The following is a 24,418-nucleotide window of genomic DNA, read 5'->3' on the forward strand; positions in this document are numbered from 1 at the left end:
TCAGTGCTCCTTGACCAGCTCGGCGTACGGGCCCCCGGCGGCGACCAGGTCCTCGTGCCGGCCGCGTTCGACGACCACGCCGTGGTCGAGGACGACGATCTCGTCGCTGTCGCGGACCGTGCTCAGCCGGTGGGCGATGATGACGCAGGCGCAGCCGCGCCGCCGCAGGTTGTCCATGATGATCTGTTCGGTCCGGGCGTCCAGTGCGCTGGTGACCTCGTCGAGGACCAGGATGCTGGGGCGCCGGACCAGGGCGCGGGCGATCTCCAGCCGCTGCCGCTGCCCGCCGGAGAAGTTGCGGCCGTCCTGCTCGACCCGGCTGTGGATGCCGTCGGGGCGGGGGGCGATCACCTCGTCGTAGAGCGCGGCGTCCTGGAGGGCGGCGATCACCGCGTCGTCCGGGATGGACGGGTCCCACAGCGCCACGTTGTCGCGGACCGTGCCCTCGAAGAGGAAGATGTCCTGGTCGACGAAGGAGACGGAGGCAGCCAGCGCACTGCGGGAGAGGTCCTCCAGCCGCTGTCCGTCGATGCGGATGGTGCCTTCCCAGGGGCTGTAGAGGCCGGAGATCAGCCGGGAGACGGTGGACTTGCCGCTGCCGGAGCCGCCGACGAGAGCGACCTGCCGGCCGGGGCCGACGGCCAGGGAGAAGCCGGTGAGCAGCGGTTTGTCCAGCGGGCTGTAGCCGAAGGTGATCTCCTCCAGCGTCACATGGCCCTTGAGCCGGCGGGTGTCGGCCTCCGGTTCGGGGCGCGAGTAGAGGGTGTCGACGGGGAAGCTCTCGACGTCCTTGAGGCGCGCCACGTCGGCGGCGAAGTCCTGGATCCGGCCCGCCACTCCGTTGAGCCGGGTGATGGGCGCGGTGAAGCGGGTGACCAGCGCCTGGAAGGCGACGAGCAGACCGATGGAGATATGACCCTCGACCGCCCGCAGTCCGCCGATCCACAGGATCAGCGCGCTGTTGAGCGTGGCCAGGGTGGGGGCGACCACGGCCAGCGCGGCGCTCGGCACGCCCAGCCGTTGCTGTTCCTCCAGCGTGGTGGCGTGCTGGCCGGCCCAGCGGCGGAAGTAGCCGTTCTCGCCGCCGGTGGCCTTCATCGTCTCGATGAGCTGGAGGCCGGTGTAGGAGGTGTTGGTCAGCCGCGCGGAGTCGGCGCGCAGCTTCTGGGTGTGGGTGGCCCGCAGCCGGATCACGATCCGCATGGCGACCACATTGAGCAGCGCGATGCCCACGCCGATGACGGTCAGTTGGGGGTCATAGGTCCACAGCAGGAAGGCGTAGAGGATGACGACGATGCCGTCCACGCCCGCGGCGGCGAGGTCACGGGCCAGCGTCTCGGCCACCGCGTCGTTGGACTGGAGCCGCTGGACCAGGTCGGCCGGGCTGCGCTGGGCGAAGAAGGTGACCGGGAGTCTGAGCAGATGGCGCAGGAAGCGGGCGCTGGTGAGGGTGGAGGAGATGATGCGGCCGCGCAGCAGGTTCGCCTGTTGCAGGCCGGTCAGTACGGCGGTCAGCGCGACCATGGCGGCCATCGACGCGAAGAGCGGCCCCAGCAGCGAGGTCTGGTTGCCGATCAGGAACATGTCGATATACGTCCGGCTGAGCGCGGGCACCGCCGCACCGACCGCGACCAGCAGCAGGCTGGCGAGCAGCGCGGCCAGCAGGGTGCCGGTCGTGCCGCGCATCCGGGCGGGTACGGCGCCGAGGACGCCGGGCTTGCGGCCGCCCTTGCGGAAGGATTCGCCGGGTTCGAGGACCAGGGCGACGCCGGTGAAGCTGGTGTCGAAGTCCTCCGTCGCCACGAAGCGGCGGCCCTTGTCGGGGTCGTTGATGTGGACGCCGCGGCGGCCCATGCGGCGGCCCGTGCCGTCGTAGACGACGTAGTGGTTGAACTCCCAGAACAGGATGGCGGGCGCCTGCACCTCGGCGAGCGCGGCCGGCTCCATCTGCATGCCCTTGGCCTGGAGTCCGTAGCTGCGGGCGGCCTTGAGCAGATTGCTGGCGCGCGAGCCGTCGCGGGAGACACCGCAGGCGATCCGCAGCTCTTCGAGCGGCACATGCCGTCCGTAGTGGGCCAGCACCATGGCGAGCGAGGCGGCGCCGCACTCCACGGCCTCCATCTGGAGGACGGTGGGGGTGCGGACGGTCTTCGTCTTCTTGGGCTTAGGGGCGGGCGCGGCCCGGCGGGTGCGGCGCGCGCCGGACGCGGGTTCCGCGCGGCGGCGGCCGCGGACCGGCGGCGGCAACTGCTGCTGCGGGGCGGCGGAGTCGTGCGGAGCGGTCACGGCAGCAGCCAATCGATCGGGTGCTGCGCGGCCAGGTGGACGGCGCCACTGGCCGGCGTCATGGAGTCGACGGCGTACGGCGGGCCGTCGGAGGTCGACCAGGCGTAGCCGGATTTGCTGTGCGGGGCGGCGTCGAGCTGTACCAGGACCGCGACGGGCTGGCCGTGCTGCGAGAACTCCTCGCCGAGCTGGCTGCTGCCCAGGAAAGTGCTGATCCGCTGGCGGGACTGGGCGGTCCTGCCGACCGCTTTGACCCGGCCGCGCAGCACGCCGTACTGCTGGGTCGGCACGGACTGGACGGTGAGGTCGACGGACGCGCCGACGGGGACGGTGGCGCCGCTCCCGGCCGGTACGTACAACGTCGCCATCAGGGGGTCATCGGCCCGGGCGATGCGTTCCACGGAGGCCACATCCGCTCCGGTCGTGACGACGGAGCCGATGGTGGCGACCATCGTGGTCAGCCGGCCGGCGGCGAGCGTACGGACGACGGTGGTGCCCTGGGCGGTACGCACCCTCAGGACGGGGGTGTGGGCGGCCACTCGCTTGCCCTCTTCCGCGAGGACGGCGGTGACCTGGCCCGCGACGGGACTCTGGAGGACGTAGCTGCCCTGGCCGTGGGTGAGGATGCCGGGTGCGTTCAGGGTGGACGACACGGTGCCGGTCACCGCCCATACACAGGCGGCGATCACGAAGAGGACCGTGACGGTCAGCACGAGCCAGCCCTGGGGGCGGGCGAACCGCACCGGAAGATCGATCTCTTCGGGCGATTGCAGTTTGGAAAGGGCCTGTTGGCGGAACTGCACGACACTCTTCCCTCAACTGCAACGATCTGGTTCGGACGGGTGGCGGCCGGTGCCCCGGAGGCCCGGACGAAGCCGGGCGGTTCCGGGGCACTCGGCCCGGCAGGTCGGCAAGGAGGGGGCGCCGACCTGCCGTTGTCACCGTTCAAAGCCGGCTGTGCCGCTCAGCGGCACAGAAGGGGCTCAGAGACCGGCGACCAGGCCCGTGGCGGTGCCGACGACGCCCGCGGTGTCGGTGCCGGCGACACCGTCGACCAGGCCGGTGGCGGTGCCCACGGCGCCCGAGACCGGGGCGATGGAGTCAACGGTGCTGGTGGCGGTGCCGACCACGCCGCCGACGAGGCCACCGGACACGTTGTCCAGGTCGCTGTCGGAGATTTCCTGCGTCTGAACCTGGGGGGTGGAGTTCATGATGATTCCCTTCGGATGAATATCTCGAAAAAGCTGCGCCCGAACCGTCCGGTGGGGGGCCCGGCCGCAGCAGCGGCAGTCGGGTTCCCGAAATCGGGAACCGGGGGGTGACTCCCGCAGTGCGAAGGATCAAAGCATGCAGGCGCGTTGCGCTGCTAATCGGGTAGCCGCCGATCCGGGCGATATCGCCCCGTCGAAATACCTGACGTGCACGCCCGTCCATGACTTGGTGGCAGCTTCTTCACATCTCCTCCGGTTTCTTTTCCGGGAGCTCGGCAAGCGCCCGTTCGGCGAACTGGACATTCCGTCACCAAACCGCTGAGCCGCAGGTCAGCGTAGGGATGCGAAACGGCACAGCGTGTGCCGACTGCACATTCGGTGTGCAGATTCTTTGAAGACCGACAATTTTTACGGCACCTCGGCGCGATACGGGCAGACAACTCCGGCACACGCTTGCGACGCAGCCGCGCCGAATGTTGCCAGGGCATTAATTGCGCCCGATTCGCCCGGAGTTCATGGGCCTTATTGGTGGTGCTGAACGTATGGAATGGACTCATCGACGCCATCCGTATGTCATTTCTGCGGAAACGGATCAGGAACGGATCGAGTGACCGGACAACGGACATAACCGCATAACGGAGCGCCTTCGGACCCGTCGGTAATGGGCGATTGGCACCACCGCACCGGCAGCCCGGTGGCAGCCGCCCACCGGGTGGGGCACCGTGAGAATCGACGCTGCGGGGCCGCGCCCCGGGAAGGAGCCGTACGTGGAGCCCGTGGAGGCGCTGGAGCGGATCGCCTTTCTGCTGGAGCGGCAGGGAGCGGTGACCTACCGCGTCCAGGCGTTCCGTACGGCCGCGACGGTGATCGGCGCGCTGTCCGCCGACGAGCTGCGCACCCGTGCCCGCAGCGGCTCGCTGGCGCGGCTCAAAGGGCTGGGGCCCAAGACCACCCGGGTGATCGAGGAGGCGCTCGCGGGCGCGCGGCCGGAGTATCTGACGCACCTTGAGGAGGAGACGGGCGGCCCGCTGGTCGAGGGGGACCAGGGGCAGCGGCTCCGTCAGGCGCTGCGCGGTGACTGCCATCTGCACTCGGACTGGTCGGACGGCGGCAGCCCGGTCGAGACGATGGCGCGGGCCGCCCGCGACCTCGGCCACACCTGGTGTGTACTGACCGACCACTCCCCCCGGCTCACCGTCGCCCGCGGACTGACCGCCGAGCGGCTGCGGCAGCAGTTGTCGCTGGTGGCGGAGGTGAACGAGCGGCTGGCACCGTTCCGGCTGCTGACCGGGATCGAGTGCGACATCCTCGACGACGGCTCACTCGACCAGGAGCCGGAGCTGCTGGATCAGCTCGATGTGGTGGTCGCCTCGGTGCACTCCAAGCTGCGGATGGAGAAGGGCCCGATGACCCGGCGGCTGCTGGCCGCGGTCCGCAATCCGCTGGTGGACGTGCTCGGTCACTGCACCGGGCGGCAGATCACCGGCAAGCTGCGCCCCGAGTCGCAGTTCGACGCCGAAGAGGTCTTCGCGGCCTGCGCCGAGCACCACACCGCGGTGGAGATCAACTGCCGGCCCGACCGGTTCGATCCCCCGCGCCGGCTGCTCCGCCTGGCGCTGGAGACCGGGACCCTGTTCTCCATCGACAGCGACGCCCACGCACCGGGCCAACTGGACTGGCAGATCTACGGCTGCGCCCGCGCCGAGGAGTGCGGCGTCCCGCCGGAGCGGGTCGTCAACACCTGGACGGAGCGCCAGTTGGCCACCTGGACCCGGACGGGCCGGACCCCGCACGGCTGACCGCTCTCCCGCCCCGCGGGGGCGGTACGCTCGCCTCCTCATGGACACGCGCACGGAGTACGAGATGGTCGCCGTCCCGCCGGGGCGGGTCACGCTGTCGGACCGGCGGACGCGGCGCAGTTGGCCGGTCGAGCTGACCCCCTACCGGCTCGCGCCCTGTCCGGTCACCCAGGAACGCTACGCACAGGTCACCGGCGAGCGTCCGAGCAGCGCGCGGGGCGACCGCCTCCCCGTCGAGGGCGTCTCATGGTGGGACGCGGTCCGGTTCTGCAACGCCCTGTCCGCGCAGGAGGCGTTGGCGCCCGCGTACCGCCTGGACACCGACACCGAACGGATCGAGTGGGACACCTCCGCCGACGGCTACCGGCTGCCGACCGAGGCCGAGTGGGAGCACGCCTGCCGGGCCGGCACGACGGCGGCACGGTACGGGCGGCTCGACGACATCGCCTGGCACCGCGGCAACTCGCACGAGCGGATCCACGAGGTCGGCGGCCGGCAGCCCAACGCATGGGGCCTGTCCGACATGCTGGGCAACGTGTGGGAGTGGTGCTGGGACGTCTACGACGCCGAGGTCTACGGCAGCTACCGGGTGCTGCGCGGCGGCGGATGGTTCGACGAGCGCTGGAGCTGCCGGGCCTCGGTGCGGCGCCGCAGCCACCCGACCTTCCGGATCGATGACGTGGGCTTCCGTATCGCGCGTTCCCTCTGACGGGCGGTGCTCCGGCCTCACCGTCAGGCGGGGCGGGGTGCGGTGGACGGCAGCTCCGCCGCGGTGGCCGGGGTGAGGCGCAGCGCCACCACGTACGCGACGACCACGGCGACGATCACCAGCGGCATCACCGTCAGACCGCTCTTCCCCAGCAGCAGCGTGGCCAGCAGCACCGAGGTCATCGGCAGCCGGAGCATGGCCACACACATCGCGCCGATGCCCATCGCGAAGCCCGCGGTGAGCGACAGACCGGGCAGGTGGGACAGCACGACACCGCCCGCCGCACCGAGGAACAGCGCGGGGAAGATGGGGCCGCCCCGGAAGGCGCTCAGCGACGCGCAGTACGCCAGACCCTTGCACAGGATGAGGAGCAGCAGCGCGCCCACCGTGTAGCCGGCGCTGTCCCGGAACAGCGACCCCAGCGCCGACTGGCCCGAATAGAGCATCTCGGAGGCGGGCTTGCCGGTGGCCGCGGCGAACGCCATCGCCAGTACGCCCACGACGAGGCCCATCACCACCGTGGCCGGTACCCGGTGCCGGACGACATGCCCCTTGAGGTACAGCGCCGAGCGCCGTATGCCGGTCGCGGCGAACCCGGCGGCCAGCCCGATGACCAGCGCCCAGCCGAACTCCGGGATCGTCGGCCCGGCAGCCCGGGGGATGTCGTGCAGCGCGAGCGAGTAGGTGCCGAGCCCGGTCCAGTCCCCCAGCCCGGTGAAGATCAGTGCCCCCAGGCCGGAGGCCAGCAGACCGGGCACCAGCACGATCCCCAGCATCGGGCCGCCCAGCCCCGACACCTCCATCAGCAGGAACGCGCCCAGCAGCGGGGAACCGAGCAGGGCGCTGATCGCCGCGAAGCTGCCGGCCGCGCCCACCGCGGCGGCTGCCTGGGCCGGCAGGTTCCGGTTCAGCAGCCGTACGGCGCCCACGGCCAGCCCGCCGCCGAGGGCGATGAGCGGTGCCTCGGGGCCGAGTACCACGCCGAAGCTGAGGGAGGTCAGGGCCGCGAGGAACACACCGGGGAGCGCGGAGAGCGGGGGCGCCCCCTTGAGCGCCAGCCCGTCGGCCGGCTCATGGCCCCCGCCGCCGGGGAGGTAACGGACGGTCAGCCCGACGAGGAGACCGGCGACCAGCAGCATCGGGACCGGCCACCAGAGGGGGGTGCCGGTGAAGCCGAGGGCCCGCGGCAGATCCTGGTAGATCAGCGGTTCCAGCTCGTGGACCAGCGCGAGAAAGCCGAACGCCACGGCGCAGACCGGGAAGCCGATCGCGCCCGCCACCAGCAGAAGCTTGAGATAGCCCCGGGTGCGCACCAGCGCGTAGGGATCCTGCGGCGCGGTGGTCGGTGCTCCGCCCACCGGGCCGGCCGGGCCGACCGACATGCGCCTCGCCTCCTCGGAACCGGGGCTGCCCCGGCGCCCGCCCGGGCCGCCGCGGTGCCGAGCCTGCCATGGCCGCTCCGGGCGGGCACCCCGGGCGCGGCCGGGCGGGGCACGCGGCGGGTCCGGCCCTCCGGCGGCAGTTGCCTACCCCTGCGAGGCCGCCGCCTCCCGGAGGGCGGCGAGCACCGGGCGGAACAGCGGGTGCTCCTCGGCTCCGCGGCGTACCGCGGCGAAGACCCGGCGGGTGGGGGCCACATCGTCGACGGGGCGGACCACCACCCCGGTGAGGTCCATGTCGCGCAGCGCCGAGCGGGGGACGAGGGCCACGCCCGCCGCGGCCGAGGCGAGCGCGACGACGGCGCGGAAGTCGTCGGAGGTGTGCTCCAGGCGCGGCTGGAAACCGGCGTATTCGCAGGCCAGGACCACCACGTCATGGCAGGGGTTGCCGGGGTAGGGGCCGATCCAGGGGTCGCCGGCGAGATCGGCCACCGCCAGCCGGTCCGTATCGGCGAGGCGGTGGCCGGGCGGCAGGACCGCGTCGAACGGCTCGGCGTAGAGCGGGACCCGGGTCAGCCGCGGGTCGTCGGCGCCCGGTGCGCCCCGGTATTCGACGGCCACCGCCACATCGACCTGCCGGTCGAGGACCATCAGCAGGCTGGCGTCGCCCTCGGCGTCCTGGACGTGGACCCGGATGCCGGGGGCGGTGCGGGCGAGGGCGGTGAGCGCGGGCGCGACGACCAGGCCGATGCCGGTGGCGAAGGCCGCGACGGTCACCGTGCCCGCCTCGCCCGAGCCGTAGGCGGCGAGCTCGGACTCGGCGCGCTCCAGCTGTTCCAGGACGGCGTTGGCGTGGGTGAGCAGGATGTCGCCCGCGGCGGTCAGCCGGACGCCGCGGGCGCTGCGCTCCACCAGACGGTGGCCGGTCTCCTGTTCCAGGGCGGCCAGCTGCTGGGAGACCGCCGAGGGCGTGAGATAGAGCGCGGCGGCCGCGGCGGTGACCGTGCGGTGGTCGGCCACCGCACGGAGGATGTGCAGCCGTCGTGCTTCGATCATGCTTCCAGTCTCGCAGGAGCGGCCCGCGGGCGGTGTCAGCCCCCGAGCGCGGCCCTCGCACCGATGAAGGCGTCGACCGCGCGGTTGACGTCCTCGGTGGAGTGGGCGGCGGAGAGCTGGACGCGGATCCGCGCCTGGCCCTGCGGGACCACGGGGTAGGAGAAGCCGATGACGTAGACGCCGCGCTCCAGGAGCAGCTCCGCCATCCGGGCCGCCTCGGCCGCGTCACCGATCATGACGGGGGCGATGGCGTGGTCGCCGGGGAGGATGTCGAAGCCCTCCTCGGCCATCCGCGAGCGGAACAGCGCGGTGTTGGCCCGCAGCCGCTCGCGCAGGTCACCGGCCGACTCCAGCAGGTCGAGCACCTTCAGCGAGGCGGCCGCGATCACCGGGGCGAGCGAGTTGGAGAAGAGGTACGGGCGCGAGCGCTGGCGCAGCAGGGCGACGATCTCGGCGCGGGCCGCGACATAGCCGCCGGAGGCGCCGCCGAGGGCCTTGCCGAGGGTGCCGGTGATGATGTCGACACGGTCCATGACCCCGTGCAGCTCGGGGGTGCCGCGGCCGCCGGGGCCGACGAAGCCGACCGCGTGCGAGTCGTCGACCATCACCATGGCGCCGTACTGGTCGGCCAGGTCGCAGATCTCGCGCAGCGGCGCCACATAGCCGTCCATGGAGAAGACGCCGTCGGTGACGATCAGGGTGCGGCCGGTGCCGCCCGTGGTCGCCTCCTTCAACTGGCGTTCCAGATCGGCCAGATCGCGGTTGGCGTAGCGGTAGCGGCGGGCCTTGCACAGGCGGATGCCGTCGATGATGGACGCGTGGTTGAGGGCGTCGGAGATCACCGCGTCGTCCGGGCCGAGCAGGGTCTCGAAGACTCCGCCGTTGGCGTCGAAGCAGGAGGAGTAGAGGATGGTGTCCTCCTGGCCCAGGAAGCCGGAGATGCGCTGCTCCAGCTCCTTGTGGACCTCCTGGGTGCCGCAGATGAAGCGGACCGAGGCCAGGCCGTAGCCCCAGCGGTCGAGCGCTTCGTGGGCGGCCGCGACGACCTCGGGGTGGTCGGCGAGACCGAGGTAGTTGTTGGCGCAGAAGTTGAGGACCTCACCGGGGTTGCCTCCGGCGGTGACCGCGACCGTCGCGGACTGCGGGGTGCCGATGACGCGCTCGGGCTTGTGCAGACCGGCGGCGCGGATCTCCTCCAGGGTGCCGCGCAGTTCGTTGCGGACGGAGTCGAGCATGGGGGCTCCTTGAGATGCGTGAGACGAGTGAGGCTGTCGTGCCCGGGAAGCGAACCGAGCCAGGAATTCAAACAGTCCAGTCGAGGATGATCTTGCCGCTGCGGCCGCTGGCGGCGTCGTCGAAGGCGGCGTCGAAGTCCTGGTAGGAGTAGCGCCCGGTGATCACGGGCGAGAGGTCGAGACCGCCTTCGAGCAGCACGGACATCGCGTACCAGGTCTCGAACATCTCCCGGCCGTAGATGCCCTTGATCGTGATCATGGAGGTGACGATCCGGGACCAGTCCACGGGGAACTGCTCAGCGGGCAGGCCGAGCACCGCGATCCGGCCGCCGTGCGTCATGTTGGCGATCATGTCGCACATCGCCTCGGGCCGGCCGGACATCTCCAGTCCGATGTCGAAGCCCTCGCGCAGGCCCAGTTCGCGCTGGCCGTCGGCGATGGTCGCGTCGGCGACATTGAGGGCGAGGCTGACGCCGACCTTGCGGGCCAGCGCGAGGCGCTCCTCACTGACGTCCGTGATCATGACATTGCGGGCGCCGGCGTGCCGGGCGACGGCCGCGGCCATGATGCCGATCGGCCCCGCGCCGGTGATCAGCACGTCCTCGCCGACCAGCGGGAACGACAGCGCGGTGTGCACGGCGTTGCCGAACGGGTCGAAGACCGCGGCGATATCGAGGTCCACGGGGACCCGGTGCACCCAGACATTGGAGGCGGGCAGCGCCACGTACTCGGCGAAGGCACCGTCCCGGCCGACACCGAGGCCGACCGTGGCGCGGCACAGATGGCGGCGGCCGGCCAGACAGTTGCGGCACTTGCCGCAGACCAGGTGGCCCTCGCCGCTGACCAGGTCACCGGCCTTGATATCGGCCACATCGCGGCCGGTCTCCACGACCTCGCCGACGAATTCATGGCCGAGGGTCAGCGGGGCGGTCACGGCCTTCTGGGCCCAGCCGTCCCAGGCCCGGATGTGCAGATCCGTGCCGCAGATGCCGGTGCGCAGCACCTTGATCAGCACATCCCCCGGGCCGATGGCCGGCTCCGGCACGTCCATGAGCCAGAGACCCGGCTCCGTCTTTTCCTTGACCAGTGCCTTCACCGCAGCGGCTCCCGTACGTACGTGACCTGCCGGGTGGCCCGCCCCGGCCACCCGATCTTCGTCAAGGAATCTTCCGTACCTCGGCCGCGCGGTCCATCGAGGTTTTCTTAAGCGCGGTCACAGCTGCCCTTTACGCCCCGTCGGCACCGGGCTTTCGGCCCCTCTCCCCCGGGACGTGAGACGGGTCATACCGCGCCGGACAGCCGTCCGGCCGAGCCACCGGAGGCGCAGTTCAGGGCGGGTGCCGACGGGCTCCCGGACCGCCCCGTGGCTCCGGCGGGCCCGCGAGTGTAAACGTTCGCCACCGCAAGCGTGGGAATTCATCACAGCTTGAGTGGCCGTGAGACCGGGGCGCCCGGGGCTACGTAGGACTGGGTGAGCACCACACACGGCGGCCGGCGCGACGCACCGCGGCCTCCCGTGTGCCCCGTTCCTGTGCGTCCCTGGAGGTCAGTGAATTGAGCCACCGACATGTGAACAAGCGCCTGCGGACCGGCGCCATCGCCACCGCCGGTGTGGCCGCCGTCGCGGCCGCAGCGATCCTGCTCCCCAACGCCAACGCGAGCACGGACCAGCCGGCGGCCCCCAAGACCCTCAGCGCCCACTCGGCCACGCAGCTGGCGACGTCCCTGAAGGCGGACCTCGGGGACCAGAGCGCGGGCTGGTACCTGGACAGCTCCAACGGCCACCTGGTCATGAACGTCCTGTCGGAGGACGACGCCGCGAGCGTCAAGGCCAAGGGTGCCGTCGCCAAGGTCGTGCACAACAGCATGACCGCGCTGAAGTCCGGTGCGAAGACGCTGCGCGAGACCGCGGCCGTGCCGGGTACCGCCTGGGCGATCGACCCGAAGACCAACAAGATCGTGGTGACCGCCGACAGAACCGTCACCGGCGCAAAGATGGCCACCCTCAGCAAGGCCACGAACGGCATGGGCGACGGCATGGTGACCGTCAAGCGGTCGCAGGGTGAGTTCAAGCGGTACGACGGCGGGGACGCGGGAAGTGCGGCGGGCGGCGCGGGTGGCGCCGGAGACGCCGCGGGGGGTGCCGGAGATTCCGCGGGCGGCGCGGGTGACGCGGCAGGGGGTGCCGGAGACGCATCGGGCGGCGCGGGTGACGCGGCCGGTGGCGCCGGAGACGGCGGTGGCGGTGCCGGAGACGGTGGACAGGCCGCCGGGCCAATCGGCGGCAGTGCCATCTTCGGCGGCAACGCACGCTGCTCGCTGGGCTTCAACGTCACGGTCAAGGGCGCCCCGGCGTTCCTGACGGCTGGTCACTGCGGCAACGACTCCAAGACCTGGACCGCGGACCAGGGCGGCGGCCAGCCGCTGGGCACGGTGGCCGACTCCAAGTTCCCGAAGACCGACTTCGCGCTGGTCACCTACGACGACACCGCCGCGAAGCCGCAGAGCGCGGTCGACCTGGGCAACGGCAGCACCCAGGAAATCGCCAAGGCCGCGGAGGCCGCCGTCGGTATGAAGGTGCAGCGCTCCGGCAGCACCACCGGTCTGCACGACGGCACCGTCACCGGCCTGGACGCGACGGTGAACTACGGCAACGGCGACATCGTCAACGGCCTCATACAGACGGACGTCTGCGCGGAGCCCGGCGACAGCGGCGGCGCGATGTTCTCCGACGACTCGGCGGTCGGGCTGACCTCCGGCGGCAGCGGCGACTGCACCGCGGGCGGCGAGACCTTCTTCCAGCCGGTCACCGACGCCCTCAAGGCCACGGGTGCGGAGATCGGCGCCGGGGGCGGTGACGCCGGTGCGGGCGGCGGCGACAACGGCGCGGCCGGCGGCAATGGTGCGGCCGGCGGCAACGGCGCGGGCGGCGGCAACGGCGCGGCCGCGGGTGGCGGCAACGCCGGTGCGGGAAACGGTGCCGGCAACGCGGGGGCCGGAAACGGAGCCGGCAACGCCGGTGCGGGAGCGGGCGACCCGGGTGCGGGCGCCGAGGACCCCGGTACCGGCGCGCAGGACCCGGGAGCGGGTGCCCAGGACCCCGGCGCGGGCGGCGGTGACGCCCTGAACTGACGGCCGGGGAACCAACTGTGCGACCGGCCCCGCTCCCCTTCCACCACGGAGGGGGCGGGGCCGGTGTGCGTTACGGGCGGGAGTGTGGCGGAACCATAGCGACCGCCTGCGGAGCGGTGTCAGAATACCGGCCCTACTCCGACCCTTCCTCAGGGGCGTCATGGCGTCGAACGAACTCGATTCCAATATCCCCGTCTTCCGCGGAGCCGGGCATCTCCTGCGTCTGATAGCCGATCTGGTGCGCAGGCCACGGCGCCGGGAGTGTCCGGAGCCGGTGCGGCACCGCGGAGTGGCTCAGGGACGTGAAGGCCTGCCGGTGCTGTGTCTGGTGAGCGGGGAGGAGCACACCCAACTCGCCAAGGGCATCAGCTACTTCCTCAGCCACGCCGATCCCCGCCGGGTCCCGCACTGTCTGCACGACCTCCAGGACGGCTCACCGCCCCCGCCCCCGGAATCCGTCGAGGCGGTGCGCCACACGCTGGAGCGGCTGGCGCAGGGCTTCGCCCGCAGCGTCCACGGCAGCGACGGGCGGGTCCGCTTCCGCAGGTTCGGCCTGGTCAACTGGCTGACGCAGGCCGGGGCAACCGGCGCAGCGCCGTACTCGGGCGGTATGGAGGGCAACGACCACACCCTGCTTCAGGGGCTGCGCGAGCGGGAGTTCCGGCGCCGTCGGCTCTTCGGGCTGCTGCGCTCCCCGGAGACCGAGCTCGCGGTGGACGGCACCGTGCCGTGGTGGGTATGGCTGTTCGCCGTCCATGTCTTCCCGCTCGCCTGGTTCCGGGTCCGCCGCGGGCTGGGCCGCGAGTACCGCTGGCTGCTCAACCAGCCCTATCTGGCGCCGCGTGACCCGGGCACCTTCATCGGGTTCGCCGAGCGGCTGACCGCACCGCATCACCAGGTCGAAGACCCGGAACAGTTACGCAAGTTGATGGTCAACGCCTTCCTGGAGGATCTGCGGGTCGCGTTCCGCCGCCGCATCTGGCGGCCCCGTACGGCCCGGCGCACCGCGTACTGTGTGGCGCTGCTCGACGGGGCGAACGCCGGAAACTGCGGCTATCCGCTGTTGCAGACCATCATCGACGTACGCAACGAGACGGGCGCCTTCGATCCGCTGCTGGTCATCAGCTGCGGCGCCGAGCCGCCCGCCGAAGGCACCGGGATCCGTGCCGACTGGGGCCACCACTCGCTGTGGGAGCTCGCCGACCGGCTCTACGGCGGCTGGCGGGACACCTTTCTGCACCAGGGCCGGGCCCGTAACCGCGCGCCCTGGTATCTGCCGGTCACCGTTCCCCGGCTGCTGCCGCCGTCCGATGAGAGTTACGAGCTGACCCGGCGGCTGGAGGTCGCGCAGGACGCCCGGCTGCGGATTCCCGAACCGCCGCTGTGGGCCCGCCGGATGGTGTCGGTGGTCGCGGCGTGCGGTGTCCTCGTCGCCCTGCTGGGAGCGGGCGGGCTGGTGCTGCGCCGGGAGAGCAACTACCGGGACGCACACTGCGGTCTGCACCGTTTCGAGGGCGACGCGGAGACCCTGCGCACCGCGGAGACCGGCGAGTGCATCGGAGTGGCCCGGAACGGGTTCACCTTCCACTCCCCCGACCCGCTGCTCAACAAGACCCTCCGCACCATCTACGCCCAGAACGCCCGTGCCGAGGAGGCCCATCGCGCGGCGCCGGAACGCCCGTTCGTCACCCTCGTCCACCTGTCGGCGCTGCTCAGCGTCTCGGGCAAGTCCACCGGGCAGCTCGCCTACGGGCGCGAGGCGCTCCAGGGCGCGGCGAGCGCCCAGTCCCGGCAGCTGCGCAGCACCGGCGCGGCGGAGCCGATTCTGCGGATCTTCCCGGCCAACGCCGGGTCGGGGATGCGCTTCGGCACGCGGGTGGTGGGGATCCTGGCGGGGCTCCAGCAGCAGGATCCGTCGCTCGTCGGGGTCACCGGACTCGACCAGAGCCGGGAGGCCACCAACCGGACGATCCGGAAGCTGACCGCGGTGGGGCTGCCCATGGTGGCCACCACGCTGTCCGCGGACTCGCTCGTGCGGCAGTCGCCCATGTATTTCCAGGTGTCGCCGCAGAACACCCGGGAGGCGGCCGTCGCCGCGGCCTATGCCGACCATGTCGTGGGCCACGGCGCCAAGAAGCCGGCCCGGCGGGTGCGGATCATCAGCTCCGCCGATCCCAGCGACACCTACAGCAGGACCCTCAGCGACGATGTCGCCCAGCGCTTCCGGGCCCGCGGGTTCACGGTCGAGAAGACCTCCTTCACCCCTCCCCCGCCACCGGGCGCGGACCCGTCCTCGGACGCCCCCGGCCCCGGGACGGTCGGCCAACGGAGCTGCTCCTACCCCGGCATGGTGTTCTTCGCGGGGCGCTCGGAGGACTTCGAGTCGCTGCTCGGCGGCATCAACGAGTCCTGTAACTCTGATCCGCCCACACTCCTCGGCGGCGATGATGTGGCCCGGCTGGCGGCCGACGCGGAACGCCGGCAGCAGTACCCCGGGATTCCGTACGACTTCCTGGACTTCACGCTGGGTTCGGCGCGCTGCGATGACACCAGCGAGCTGTACGCGGAGCTGGGCCGGCTGTTCCCCGAGGAGTGCGCCCAGGTCGCCAGCTCCTCGCTGGACGGCCATGCGGCGCTCGGTTTCGACGCCGTCAAGCTGTACATCAACGCGGTCAAGCAACTGCGCGAGGACGCCGCGCAGATGCCGTTGACACCGCCCGCCGTCTGGCATGCGATCAGCGGAGTGCACGGGGACGAGGCGCTCGACGGGGAGAGCGGCATCATCAGCTTCGGCGGCGATGTGGACCGTCAGGTCCCGTTGGACAAGCTGCTGTCCGTGCAGCACATCGACGGTGCGGGCAAGCCCACCCAGGCGGGCTTCTGCGGCCGGGTCGGCGGGCAGAAACAGTCGTCGTGGTGTCCACCGCTGGAGGCGGAGAAGGACCGCTGACGGGGCGAGGCGGCGGAGGGGCCGGGACCGGTGCCGGGTCTGGGTCCGGCCGTCCGCCTCAGGTCGAAGTGCCCCCCGTCTCAGGTCGAGGTGACCGTGAACAGCCCGCCGTCCGGGTCACGGATGACGGCCTGGCAGCCCTCGCCGTCCGCGGTCGGGGTGACAGGGGTGACGGTGCCGCCGGCGGCCACCGCGGTGGCCGTCACCTTCTCGATCTCACGGACCGGGAAGTGGACGTGCCAGCGGGGACGCACCCGCGGGTCCGGGGCGGACTCGACGCCGCCGCCGCGCAGGCTGGCGACGGCGTGCGTACCGTCGCTGACGATCACTTGGTCGTGTTCGTAGGTCACATCGCAGCCGCCCGGCTCCCCGGACGCCCAGCCGAGGACCTCGGCGTAGAAGATGGCGGCGGCGAAGGCGTCACGGGTGCGCAGTTCGAGAGAGGCGGGAGCGTTGCCCTGCCCGACCGACCAGGCCAGGGTCTGGCCCTCCCAGAAGCCGAAGGTGGCGCCGTCGGGATCGGCGGCGAGGGCGGCGCGTCCGGGACCCAGCTTGAGCGGGCCGACGGCGACCGTCGCCCCGCGCTCACGGATCCGGTCGGCGGTCTCGTCGGCGTTCTCCACCGCGAAATAAGAGGTCCAGGCCACCGCGACCTGGAAACTCTGGGCAAGGGCCCCGATGCTGGCGACCGGCTGGCCGCCGGCCAGCGCGATGCAGAACTCCTCACCGAGGCTGGCCTGACGGAAACGCCACCCCAGGACCGCGGAGTAGAACTCCTGCGCGGCCTCCAGGTCGCGGGCCATCAAACTGACCCAGCACGGAGCGCCGCGTACCGCGGGGACGGGCCCATGGGCCGACATGACATCTGCCTCCTGTTGCTCAGCGCCCCTTCCCACTCTGCCAGCGACGGAGCGGTGCCGCACCAAGGGCGCGTCTGCCCTGCGGCAGCGCGGTTGTGCCGGTCTTGATCAGGCTCGATGCTGTAGATACCGAACCGGGCTGGGCTGATGCCATGAACGCATGGAACGCGGCGGAGAGCGCTGACTTCCGTGGTCCCCTCGACGTCGCCAGGGCGGCCACCGCGGTGCTGGACGCCCAGGACCTGATCATCGGCTGGAGCCCGGCGGCCCAGCGGCTCCTCGGCTATCTGCCGGAGGAGATCGTCGGACAGCCCCTGGAGCAGCTGGTTCCGCCCGCTGTCAGAACCGGAGACGCACCGGACGACGCGCTGGGCGGCGGCCGGGAGCTCACGGTGCGGCACCGGAACGGCCGACTGGTGCGGATGGCGGCCGCGTTCTGCCCACTCGCCAAGGTCTCCGCAGGCCCCGGCCACCGGCCGGCCCGGGTCCTGGTGGCGGCCGAACTGGAGGCCCACCGGCTGTGGGAGTCCCGCCAGGCGATGCTGCACGGGCTGGCCACCCGGTCCCCGGTGGGCCTGGGCATCTATGACACCGATCTCCGGCTGACCTGGGCGAACAGCGCCTATATCCGGGAGGTCGGGCTGCCGCTGCGGGAGTTCCTCGGGGCCCGCGCCGATGAGCTGTATCCGGGCGGCACGTTCGTGACCGAGGGGTATCCGCGCACGCTCGACGCGGTGATGCACCATGTCATCGACACCGGCGAACCGATCCTCGATCTGCACTTCGTCGGCCAGCAGCCCTCCGACCCGGGGCCCGATCACGTCTGGTCCTGCTCCTATTACCGGCTCCAGGACACCCACGGGCAGGTGCTCGGGGTGTGTGAGGACGCCTTCGACATCACCGGCCGCTACCAGGCGCAGCGCCGGCTGAACCTGCTGGTGGAGGCCGGCGCCCGGATCGGCACCACCCTCGATATGACCGTCACCGCCCGGGAGGTCAGCGAGGTGGCGGTGCCGGAGTTCGCCACCGCGGTCACCGTCGATCTGATGCGGTCCGTACTCAACGGCGACGAGCCGGAGCCGGCCGGCGGTGCGCTGCCCACGCTGGTGCGGGTCGCCACCCGCTCCGCCCATGAGGGGCCGGACAGCGCCCCGTACAGCCCGCACCGCGTCGAGTACCCGCCCGGCTCGCTCCAGTACCGCAGCCTCTCCTCGGGCGGGATGGTGCGCGAGGAGAACACCATCGTCGTGCCGCTGCGGGCCGGCGGCACCCCGATGGGACTGGTCACCTTCCGGCGCGGCGCCCCGATGACGCCCTTCGACAAGGGGGAGATCGAACTCGCCGACGAGCTGGTCACCCGGACGGCGGTGTGCCTGGACAACGCCCGCCGCTTCACCCGGGAACACACCGCCGCGCTGACCCTCCAGCGCGATCTGCTGCCCCAGCATCTGGCGTCCCCGTCGGCGGTCGATCTGGCCTACCGCTATCTGCCCAGCGATGACCGGGCCGGGGTCGGCGGCGACTGGTTCGACGTCATCGGTCTCTCGGGTACCCGGGTCGGCCTGGTCGTCGGGGACGTGGTGGGCCACGGCCTCCGGGCGGCGGCGACCATGGGGCGGCTGCGGACGACCGTGCGCGCCCTGGCCCGGCTCGACCTGGCTCCCGACGAGCTGCTGGGCCGGCTGGACGACCTGGTGGAACAGACCGCCGAGGAGCAGGCGGCGACGGTCGGCACGGATCTCGGCACGGACGATGTGGCGACCGGCGTGACCTGCCTCTACGCGGTCTACGACCCGGTGTCGCGGCGGTGCACCATGGCGCGGGCCGGGCATCTGCCGCCGGCCGTCGTCGACCCGGAGGGCGGTGTCTCCTTCCCGGATCTTCCGGCGGGCCCGCCCCTGGGGCTGGGGGGCCTGCCGTTCGAGTCCCTGGAGCTCGAACTGCCGGTCGGCAGTCTGCTGGCCCTGTTCACGAACGGGCTGGTCGAGGCCCGTGACCGGGACGTGGACGAGGGGCTGCGGATCCTCGGCGGGGTCCTGGGCGAGCACCGCCGCCCGTTGGACGAGCTGTGTGACCACGCCCTGGCCGAGCTGCTGCCGGACGGTCCGGCCACCGATGACTCGGCGCTGCTGCTGGTGCGCACCCGCGAGCTGGATAACCGGCAGGTGGCGGCCTGGGAGCTGCCCGCCGAGCCGGCCGCGGTGGCCACGGCCCGTGAGCTGGCCACCGAGCAGCTGCGGAAGTGGGGCCTGGCGGAGCTGTCCTACGCGACCGAACTCGTGGTCAGCGAGCTGTTCACCAATGCCGTACGGCATGCCGCGGGGCCGCTGCATCTGCGGCTGCTGCGCGACCGGACCCTGCTGACCGAGGTGTCCGACACCGCCCATACCTCGCCCCACCTCCGGCACAGCGCCAGCGACGACGAGGGCGGGCGGGGGCTCTTCATCGTCGCGCAGCTGGTGCCGCGCTGGGGTACCCGCTACACGCCGTACGGCAAGACGATCTGGACGGAGCAGGCGTTTCCGCCGCACTATTCCGGGGCTCCGCGGCCGGCCCACTGACCGGCCGCGGGCGCGGTGGCCGGGGCCGGCCCGGCGCACATCGTGCGGGTGTTCGGAGCGGGTCCCATGATGGAACCAAGCGAGGTCCCGGCGACTCGGCGGGCGCGGACAGAGGAGGACCCTGTGACGACCAATGGCAGGGAGCAGGCGGCCGAGCGGCGGCCGACTCAGCTGTACACCGGTAGCGAGCGGCCCTATGACCCGGAGGACCTGGTGAAGGCGTCCGGGCGCGAACCCACCCCCGCGAGCCTGGAATGGGCCAGGCGTCTGATCGCTGAGGAGGGACCCGGCGCCATCGAGCGCTATCTGCCCTGAGCACCGCCGGCTGAGCAGCGGGCGGGGCACACGGAGGACGGCCCGTTCCGCGCGGTGGTGTGCGAGGGTGCGCCCGCCGCGGACCGGGCCCTGCGCGGCCACCGCCGTCCGCCACCCGCGACCGCGGTAAAACCCCTTGCGGCGACCCGCGGCGCCCGGGAAGATCACGTGCGACCGCCGCCTCCCGGCACGCTCCGGAGGGCTTCAGGGGGCTCTCCCCCTCCACGGGCCCCGGCTCTCCTCCGGCCCTGGCGCCCGAAAGCGGCTCCCACGACCATGACGCCTCTCGGCGCCCCGCCCCACACCGGCCGAGCCCTGCCCGGGAGCTCGCCGCGGAAAGGAACCCTCCGTGACCACCGAACGCCTCTCCCCGCCCATGCGCGCCGGCGAGCGGGAGACCCTGCGCTCCTTCCTCGACTTCCACCGGGCCACGCTCGCCATGAAGACCGAGGGCCTGTCCGACGACGACCTCAGGCGTCAGTCGAGCCCGCCGTCCACGCTCTCCCTGCTCGGGCTGGTGCGGCACATGGCCGAGGTGGAACGCACCTGGTTCCGCCGGGTGATCAACGGCGAGGACATCCCGCTCGTCTGGTCGGAGGAGGGCGACTTCCAGGCGGCGTACGACGCGAGCAAGGCCGACGGCGCGGAGGCGTTCGAGGCCTGGCAGACGGAGGTGGCGCACGCCCGCCGCATCGAGGAGGCGGCCGCCTCGCTCGACGTCACGGGCTACCAGCCCCGCTGGGGCGAGCATGTCTCCCTGCGCGTGGTGATGCTGCACCTGATCCATGAGTACGCCCGCCACAACGGCCATGCGGACTTCCTCCGTGAGGCCATCGACGGCACGGTCGGCGCCTGAGCCGACCACACCGGCTCCCGCCCGGCCGTTGTCGGGCGGGAGCCGGTGACGGCCGTCGCCGCGTACGGCGGACGCGGTCCCTCAGCCGAGTTCGAGACTGGTGACGCCGAAGGTGCGCTCCTGCTCCACCGGGGGTACCGGGCCGGTGTACATCCGCACGGTGTGCGACCGCGGGGTCAGCCCGCGGGAGGTGACCAGGTCGTGCGCGGCGTGCCGGGGACCGGGGACGTCGAGGAAGATCTCGTCGGCCGGGTCGACGGACGCCGCGAGGGCGTCGAAGAGCGCTTCGGCGGCCGCGGTGGTGTCGGCGAAGAGCGGGCCGATGCGGTGCCCCGTACGGGCCGGGCGGAGCACGCCGTAGCCCGCGATCCCGCCGTCGCGCAGAATCGCGCGGGCGGTGTGGCCGGGGGCCGTCAGCCAGCGGGTGACGAAGGCACGGCGGTCAGCGGGGAAGCAGCGCCGGTCGTAGTCGGCGACGGCGTCGAGATGCGCCCGGGTGACGGGGACGACGTCCGGCGCGGGCGTGCCGGGGCCGAGAGGGCGTCCGGCGTAGCGAACGGTCTCGTAGGCGGGGGCGAATCCGGCGCGCCGGTACGTGTCCTGCTGGGCGGGGACCGCGTCGAGACCCACGGTCCGGGCACCGGCGTGCGGGAAGGCGGCCCGCCAGGTGGCGAGGCCCAGGCCCTGCCCGCGGTGGTCGGGGTGGACGAGGTAGTAGCCCAGGAACGCGTAGGCGTCCGAGTAGTTGACGACCGAGACCGCGGAGACGGTCCGTCCGGCGCGGCGTCCGAGGAAGAAGCCGGCGGGGTCGGTGGGGTGGAAGCAGACGGTGTCGCCGCGTCCGGGGTTCCACTCTTCGTCGGCGGCCCATTGGGCCACCTCGTGCCAGTCGTCCAACGAGGCGTTGCCGATGGTGAGTTCGCCGGTGACGGGCTGGGGATCCGGAGCGTTGCCGAGAGTGGGCATGCCGGGTGGTCGTCCCTTCTGGTGGGGTCAGGGGGCGAGTGAACGGGAAGCGTGTGGCGCCGGTGCCGGGTGCCGGGCGGGGCGGGCCCGCCGGAGCAACTCCTCCGGCGAGCCCGGACCCGTCCGCCTGCGCGGCCGGCGTCAGATCAGGTCCATGGCGGCGACCTCGTCGGGGCGGCCGTAGCTGACCGGCCCCTGGAAGCGCTGCCGGGCGGTGGCGAACCACCACACCGTGGCGATGATCAGCACCACTGCCAGCGCGATCGGCGCGTAGTTGAACGAGGCGGGGGTGATGGGGTACGCCTGCGGCAGCATGAACAGCACATTGCTGATCAGGATCCAGGTCACCGCGATCGCCGCGACGGGCTTGCCGTAGCGCCCGAGGTTCCACGGCCCGGCCTGGAAGTCGTTGAGCCGCAGCCGCAGGAAGATGGGCACGGCGTAGGCGAGGAACAGCCCGACGACATTGACGCTCACCACCGCGGTGAAGGCGGTGTGCGACCACCAGCCGGGCAGCACCAGCACCAGGGGGCAGGCCGCGGCGAGCCAGACGGCCTTGACGGGGGTACGGGTGCGCGCGGAGACCGAATGCCACCAACGGGAGCCGGGCATCGCGCCGTCCCGGGAGAAGGCAAAGATCTGCCGGGTATTGCTGGTCATGTTCGCAAGCCCGCAGAACAGCATGGCGCCGATAACGATCAACAGCAGGAACTTGGCGGTGCTTTGGCCGAGCGCGTCGACGAGAATCTGCACCGGCGGCGCCTCGGCACTCGCCGCATGCCCGTAGTCACGGATCGCATACACCAGTGCGAGCATGAGGATCAGTCCGGTGATCGCCGAGTAGCTGATCGCCCGCATGATGCCCTTGGGCGCGTTGACCGTCGCCTTCACGGTTTCTTCGGACATGTGGAAACTGCCGTCGAAACCGGTGAAGGTCCAGCTGGTGACGAGCAGACCCAGCATTCCGCCGTAAATCGCATGTGTGAAGCCGGTGTTGTTGACGAAGTGCAGCGCGAACGAGGGCGACTGGTGGTGGTCGGGTATCAAGGTCAGCGCGCCGACGATCACCACCATGCCGATCAGCAGCCACCACACGGAAATCCGGTTCACCACCGCGACCAGGCGCACCGTATACGTGTTGGCCAGCGCCTGGAGGAGAAGGATGGCCGCGGTGATGCCGACCGTCTGCTGCGGTGTCGCCTCGTAGGACGGCCACTGCATGGCGATGAACGCCTGGATGAAGGTGGCGGCGGCGAAGTTGGTGGCGGCGGTGCCGCCGACCTGGCCGACGAAGTTCAGCCAGCCCGTGTACCAGGACCAGGCGCCCTGGTGGCGCTTGGCCAGCTTGCCGGCCGAGAAGTAGAGCGCGCCGCTGGTCGGGTAGGCGGAGGCGATCTCGCCCATCGCGGCGCCGACGAACAGCACCATGACCGATACGCCGATCCAGCCGAAGATCAGGATCCGCGGGCCGCCGGCGTTCATCCCGAACCCGAAGGAGGAGAAGATGCCGGAAATAATGTTGATGATGGTGAAAGAAATGGCGAAGTTGTCGAACGCGCGGAATCTGCGGGTCAGTTTCCGCGGATAGCCCATGGCGTGGAGCGTGGCATCGTCGTCAAGGGTGACGGGGTCTGTCGTGTGGGGGTTTTGCGAGCGAGCTGGAGACATACGCTCGGACACAACCGAAACCTTTCTGGGGGGAAACGGGGGTGTGAATGGATTGGACTGAATCGCTCGAACGGGGGTGCAGAACGGGGCGCCTATTGCGGCAAAGAACTCACACCACACCCTGTGCACCGGTGAATCAGCCGCCGTGCGGAACGGGGAGACCGCACGAGCGCCTGGCTTTCGTCAATTGCTCCTCGGGATCGCCGAATGCACTCCAGGGCATACGCGAGGCATAGGGCCCCATGGCGGTGAAGACTTCCCGCGCCTCGAATTCATGTTTCGCCATGAACAGCGCATGCGCCAGATACGCCAGATCCAGCACCGGGGTGAAGCGGTAATCGGCCACCCGCGGGAACCACTGGTGGTAGATGCTCAACGCGGCGCTGATCCACTGGGGTTGCTCCCATGTGTGGTCCGCGAGCAGCGCGGACGGGTTGTAGTCCTCGACCAGCGCCACCAGCGGCAGCAGCCGCAGCGGTGAGTCGGCCGGGGCCCGCTGACTCAGGAACGCGGCCACGTCCCAGCTCGCGCTGGACGAACCGCCGTAGCGGGTGAAGAAGAACGACAGAAAGCGGTGGTGTGCCTCGCGGTGCCAGGGGTCGAGCCGGAGGATGTGCGCGAAGAGGTACCACGGGCCGGCCGGCGCGGTCAGCAGCCCCTGCGGGGCGGGGTCCTGGGGGCGGTCGAGGCGCGTCAGCGCCAGCTGGGCCACCCACGGGGTGGGGTCGTCGGGGAGCAGCTTGGCGGCCCGCTCGCACGCCGACTGCGCTATCCGCGCCAGGGCGCCCTGCCGCCGGTCACCGGCGTCGGCGTCGGCCATCCGCAGGGCCCGGAGCATCGCCACCCGGGCCCAGAGCAGCGCCGCATCCGGCCCCGGCTCTTCGGCCAGCCAGCGCTCGGCCAGGTCCGAATCGGCTGCCACGGACGCCAGCACCAGCGAACGGTGGGCCCGCACCTCGAAATCCTCCCGGGCTTCCCGGAGAACCTCGTGTGCGCTCAAGTACCGCCCGGCCCGGACGTCCATACACGCGCGCGCCAGGGCCCGGTCATCGGCCGCTGGACTCCACACGTACTGCCCCTCGAAAGAGCCGGCCGCCATGGTCCCCTCCCGGTCACGAAGGCGTCTTCCCCCACACGGCATTCCAGCTGCGCCGAATTCAGCTGGACCCCTGCCACCGGTCAAGTGACAGCGGCCACACCCTACTCATCCTCAACTCATTGCGAAAACAAGCCGCCTGGAATATCTGGTTCCGCACCTTTTAGTCTCGATGAAATTGAAACAGAAACAACTTCTCGGCCGAACCTTCAGAAGCCCTCCACTTTGCCGGTCCGTTCGTCACAGGCCATTTATTTGGCATATTCATAGGTTTACAAGTCCTCCACAAGTGCACATCGCTGCCGATTACCCCTCCGTATCCCCGGCTTCCCTACCCAC

Annotated in this window: 19 protein-coding genes; 8 read left to right on the forward strand and 11 right to left on the reverse strand. The window is 71.4% G+C overall.

The window, feature by feature from the left end:
• From CP981_RS03770 to CP981_RS03780, 3 genes are all read right to left on the reverse strand, one after another.
• Entirely contained in the window at positions 1 to 2,286 is a 2,286-nt protein-coding gene (locus CP981_RS03770; protein WP_085923628.1) for an NHLP family bacteriocin export ABC transporter peptidase/permease/ATPase subunit, read from the reverse strand.
• The gene (locus tag CP981_RS03775) at positions 2,283 to 3,089 is read right to left on the reverse strand and encodes an HlyD family efflux transporter periplasmic adaptor subunit (RefSeq protein WP_085923629.1); all 807 of its coding nucleotides are present in this window, start codon (positions 3,087 to 3,089) and stop codon (positions 2,283 to 2,285) included. Before CP981_RS03775 ends, CP981_RS03770 begins: the two co-directional genes overlap by 4 nt.
• A 180-nt stretch (positions 3,090 to 3,269) precedes the next feature.
• Entirely contained in the window at positions 3,270 to 3,497 is a 228-nt protein-coding gene (locus CP981_RS03780; protein ID WP_018091740.1) for a hypothetical protein, read from the reverse strand.
• A gap of 136 nt (positions 3,498 to 3,633) precedes the next feature.
• On the opposite strand from CP981_RS03780, the gene CP981_RS03785 reads away from it, so the two are divergent.
• From CP981_RS03785 to CP981_RS03795, 3 genes are all read left to right on the forward strand, one after another.
• Complete coding sequence (locus CP981_RS03785) at positions 3,634 to 3,819, forward strand: hypothetical protein (protein WP_143658843.1); 186 nt, start codon at positions 3,634 to 3,636, stop codon at positions 3,817 to 3,819.
• Between the two features lie 445 nt (positions 3,820 to 4,264).
• Positions 4,265 to 5,296 (forward strand): PHP domain-containing protein, encoded by a 1,032-nt coding sequence (locus CP981_RS03790; protein ID WP_085923630.1) that lies wholly within the window; start codon positions 4,265 to 4,267, stop codon positions 5,294 to 5,296.
• Between the two features lie 40 nt (positions 5,297 to 5,336).
• Positions 5,337 to 6,005 (forward strand): formylglycine-generating enzyme family protein, encoded by a 669-nt coding sequence (locus CP981_RS03795; RefSeq protein WP_085923631.1) that lies wholly within the window; start codon positions 5,337 to 5,339, stop codon positions 6,003 to 6,005.
• A gap of 23 nt (positions 6,006 to 6,028) precedes the next feature.
• Here CP981_RS03795 and CP981_RS03800 read toward each other — a convergent pair whose 3' ends face one another.
• From CP981_RS03800 to tdh, 4 genes are all read right to left on the reverse strand, one after another.
• Positions 6,029 to 7,387, reverse strand: coding sequence for a chloride channel protein (locus CP981_RS03800; protein ID WP_085923632.1), 1,359 nt, complete (start codon positions 7,385 to 7,387; stop codon positions 6,029 to 6,031).
• Between the two features lie 144 nt (positions 7,388 to 7,531).
• The gene (locus tag CP981_RS03805) at positions 7,532 to 8,440 is read right to left on the reverse strand and encodes a LysR family transcriptional regulator (RefSeq protein WP_085923633.1); all 909 of its coding nucleotides are present in this window, start codon (positions 8,438 to 8,440) and stop codon (positions 7,532 to 7,534) included.
• 35 nt (positions 8,441 to 8,475) lie between these two features.
• Entirely contained in the window at positions 8,476 to 9,675 is a 1,200-nt protein-coding gene (locus CP981_RS03810) for a glycine C-acetyltransferase (protein ID WP_085923634.1), read from the reverse strand.
• A gap of 67 nt (positions 9,676 to 9,742) precedes the next feature.
• The gene (tdh, locus tag CP981_RS03815) at positions 9,743 to 10,771 is read right to left on the reverse strand and encodes an L-threonine 3-dehydrogenase (RefSeq protein ID WP_085923635.1); all 1,029 of its coding nucleotides are present in this window, start codon (positions 10,769 to 10,771) and stop codon (positions 9,743 to 9,745) included.
• 473 nt (positions 10,772 to 11,244) lie between these two features.
• Between tdh and CP981_RS03820 the strand changes: the two genes are divergently transcribed.
• On the forward strand, positions 11,245 to 12,807 hold the full coding sequence (locus CP981_RS03820) for a S1 family peptidase (protein ID WP_085923636.1): 1,563 nt from the start codon (positions 11,245 to 11,247) through the stop codon (positions 12,805 to 12,807).
• Positions 12,808 to 12,967: 160 nt separating this feature from the next.
• Positions 12,968 to 15,757, forward strand: a complete 2,790-nt coding sequence (locus CP981_RS03825; protein WP_085923637.1) for a hypothetical protein — start codon at positions 12,968 to 12,970, stop codon at positions 15,755 to 15,757.
• 80 nt (positions 15,758 to 15,837) lie between these two features.
• On the opposite strand, the gene CP981_RS03830 is transcribed toward CP981_RS03825, so the two are convergent.
• Positions 15,838 to 16,617, reverse strand: coding sequence for a VOC family protein (locus tag CP981_RS03830; RefSeq protein WP_085923638.1), 780 nt, complete (start codon positions 16,615 to 16,617; stop codon positions 15,838 to 15,840).
• Between the two features lie 152 nt (positions 16,618 to 16,769).
• Between CP981_RS03830 and CP981_RS03835 the strand changes: the two genes are divergently transcribed.
• The 3 genes from CP981_RS03835 (at position 16,770) to CP981_RS03845 (ending at position 20,349) form a co-directional block, all read left to right on the forward strand.
• Positions 16,770 to 19,178 carry a SpoIIE family protein phosphatase gene (locus tag CP981_RS03835; RefSeq protein ID WP_085923639.1) on the forward strand — a complete coding sequence of 803 codons (2,409 nt, stop codon included), beginning with the start codon at positions 16,770 to 16,772 and terminating at the stop codon, positions 19,176 to 19,178.
• A gap of 123 nt (positions 19,179 to 19,301) precedes the next feature.
• Entirely contained in the window at positions 19,302 to 19,493 is a 192-nt protein-coding gene (locus tag CP981_RS03840) for a hypothetical protein (RefSeq protein WP_085923640.1), read from the forward strand.
• Between the two features lie 349 nt (positions 19,494 to 19,842).
• A complete protein-coding gene (locus CP981_RS03845; protein ID WP_085923641.1) occupies positions 19,843 to 20,349 on the forward strand; it encodes a DinB family protein in 507 nt (168 codons plus the stop codon).
• An 81-nt stretch (positions 20,350 to 20,430) separates the two neighbouring features.
• Here CP981_RS03845 and CP981_RS03850 read toward each other — a convergent pair whose 3' ends face one another.
• From CP981_RS03850 to CP981_RS03860, 3 genes are all read right to left on the reverse strand, one after another.
• Positions 20,431 to 21,315: a GNAT family N-acetyltransferase gene (locus CP981_RS03850; RefSeq protein ID WP_085923642.1), complete on the reverse strand. Its 885-nt coding sequence runs from the start codon at positions 21,313 to 21,315 to the stop codon at positions 20,431 to 20,433.
• A 141-nt stretch (positions 21,316 to 21,456) separates the two neighbouring features.
• Positions 21,457 to 22,908, reverse strand: a complete 1,452-nt coding sequence (locus CP981_RS03855) for an amino acid permease (protein ID WP_085923643.1) — start codon at positions 22,906 to 22,908, stop codon at positions 21,457 to 21,459.
• A 211-nt stretch (positions 22,909 to 23,119) separates the two neighbouring features.
• Positions 23,120 to 24,082 carry a hypothetical protein gene (locus tag CP981_RS03860; protein WP_208852888.1) on the reverse strand — a complete coding sequence of 321 codons (963 nt, stop codon included), beginning with the start codon at positions 24,080 to 24,082 and terminating at the stop codon, positions 23,120 to 23,122.
• Positions 24,083 to 24,418: the final 336 nt, after the last annotated feature.

The sequence above is a fragment of the Streptomyces platensis genome, from assembly GCF_008704855.1.
Taxonomy (GTDB): Bacteria; Actinomycetota; Actinomycetes; order Streptomycetales; family Streptomycetaceae; genus Streptomyces; species Streptomyces platensis.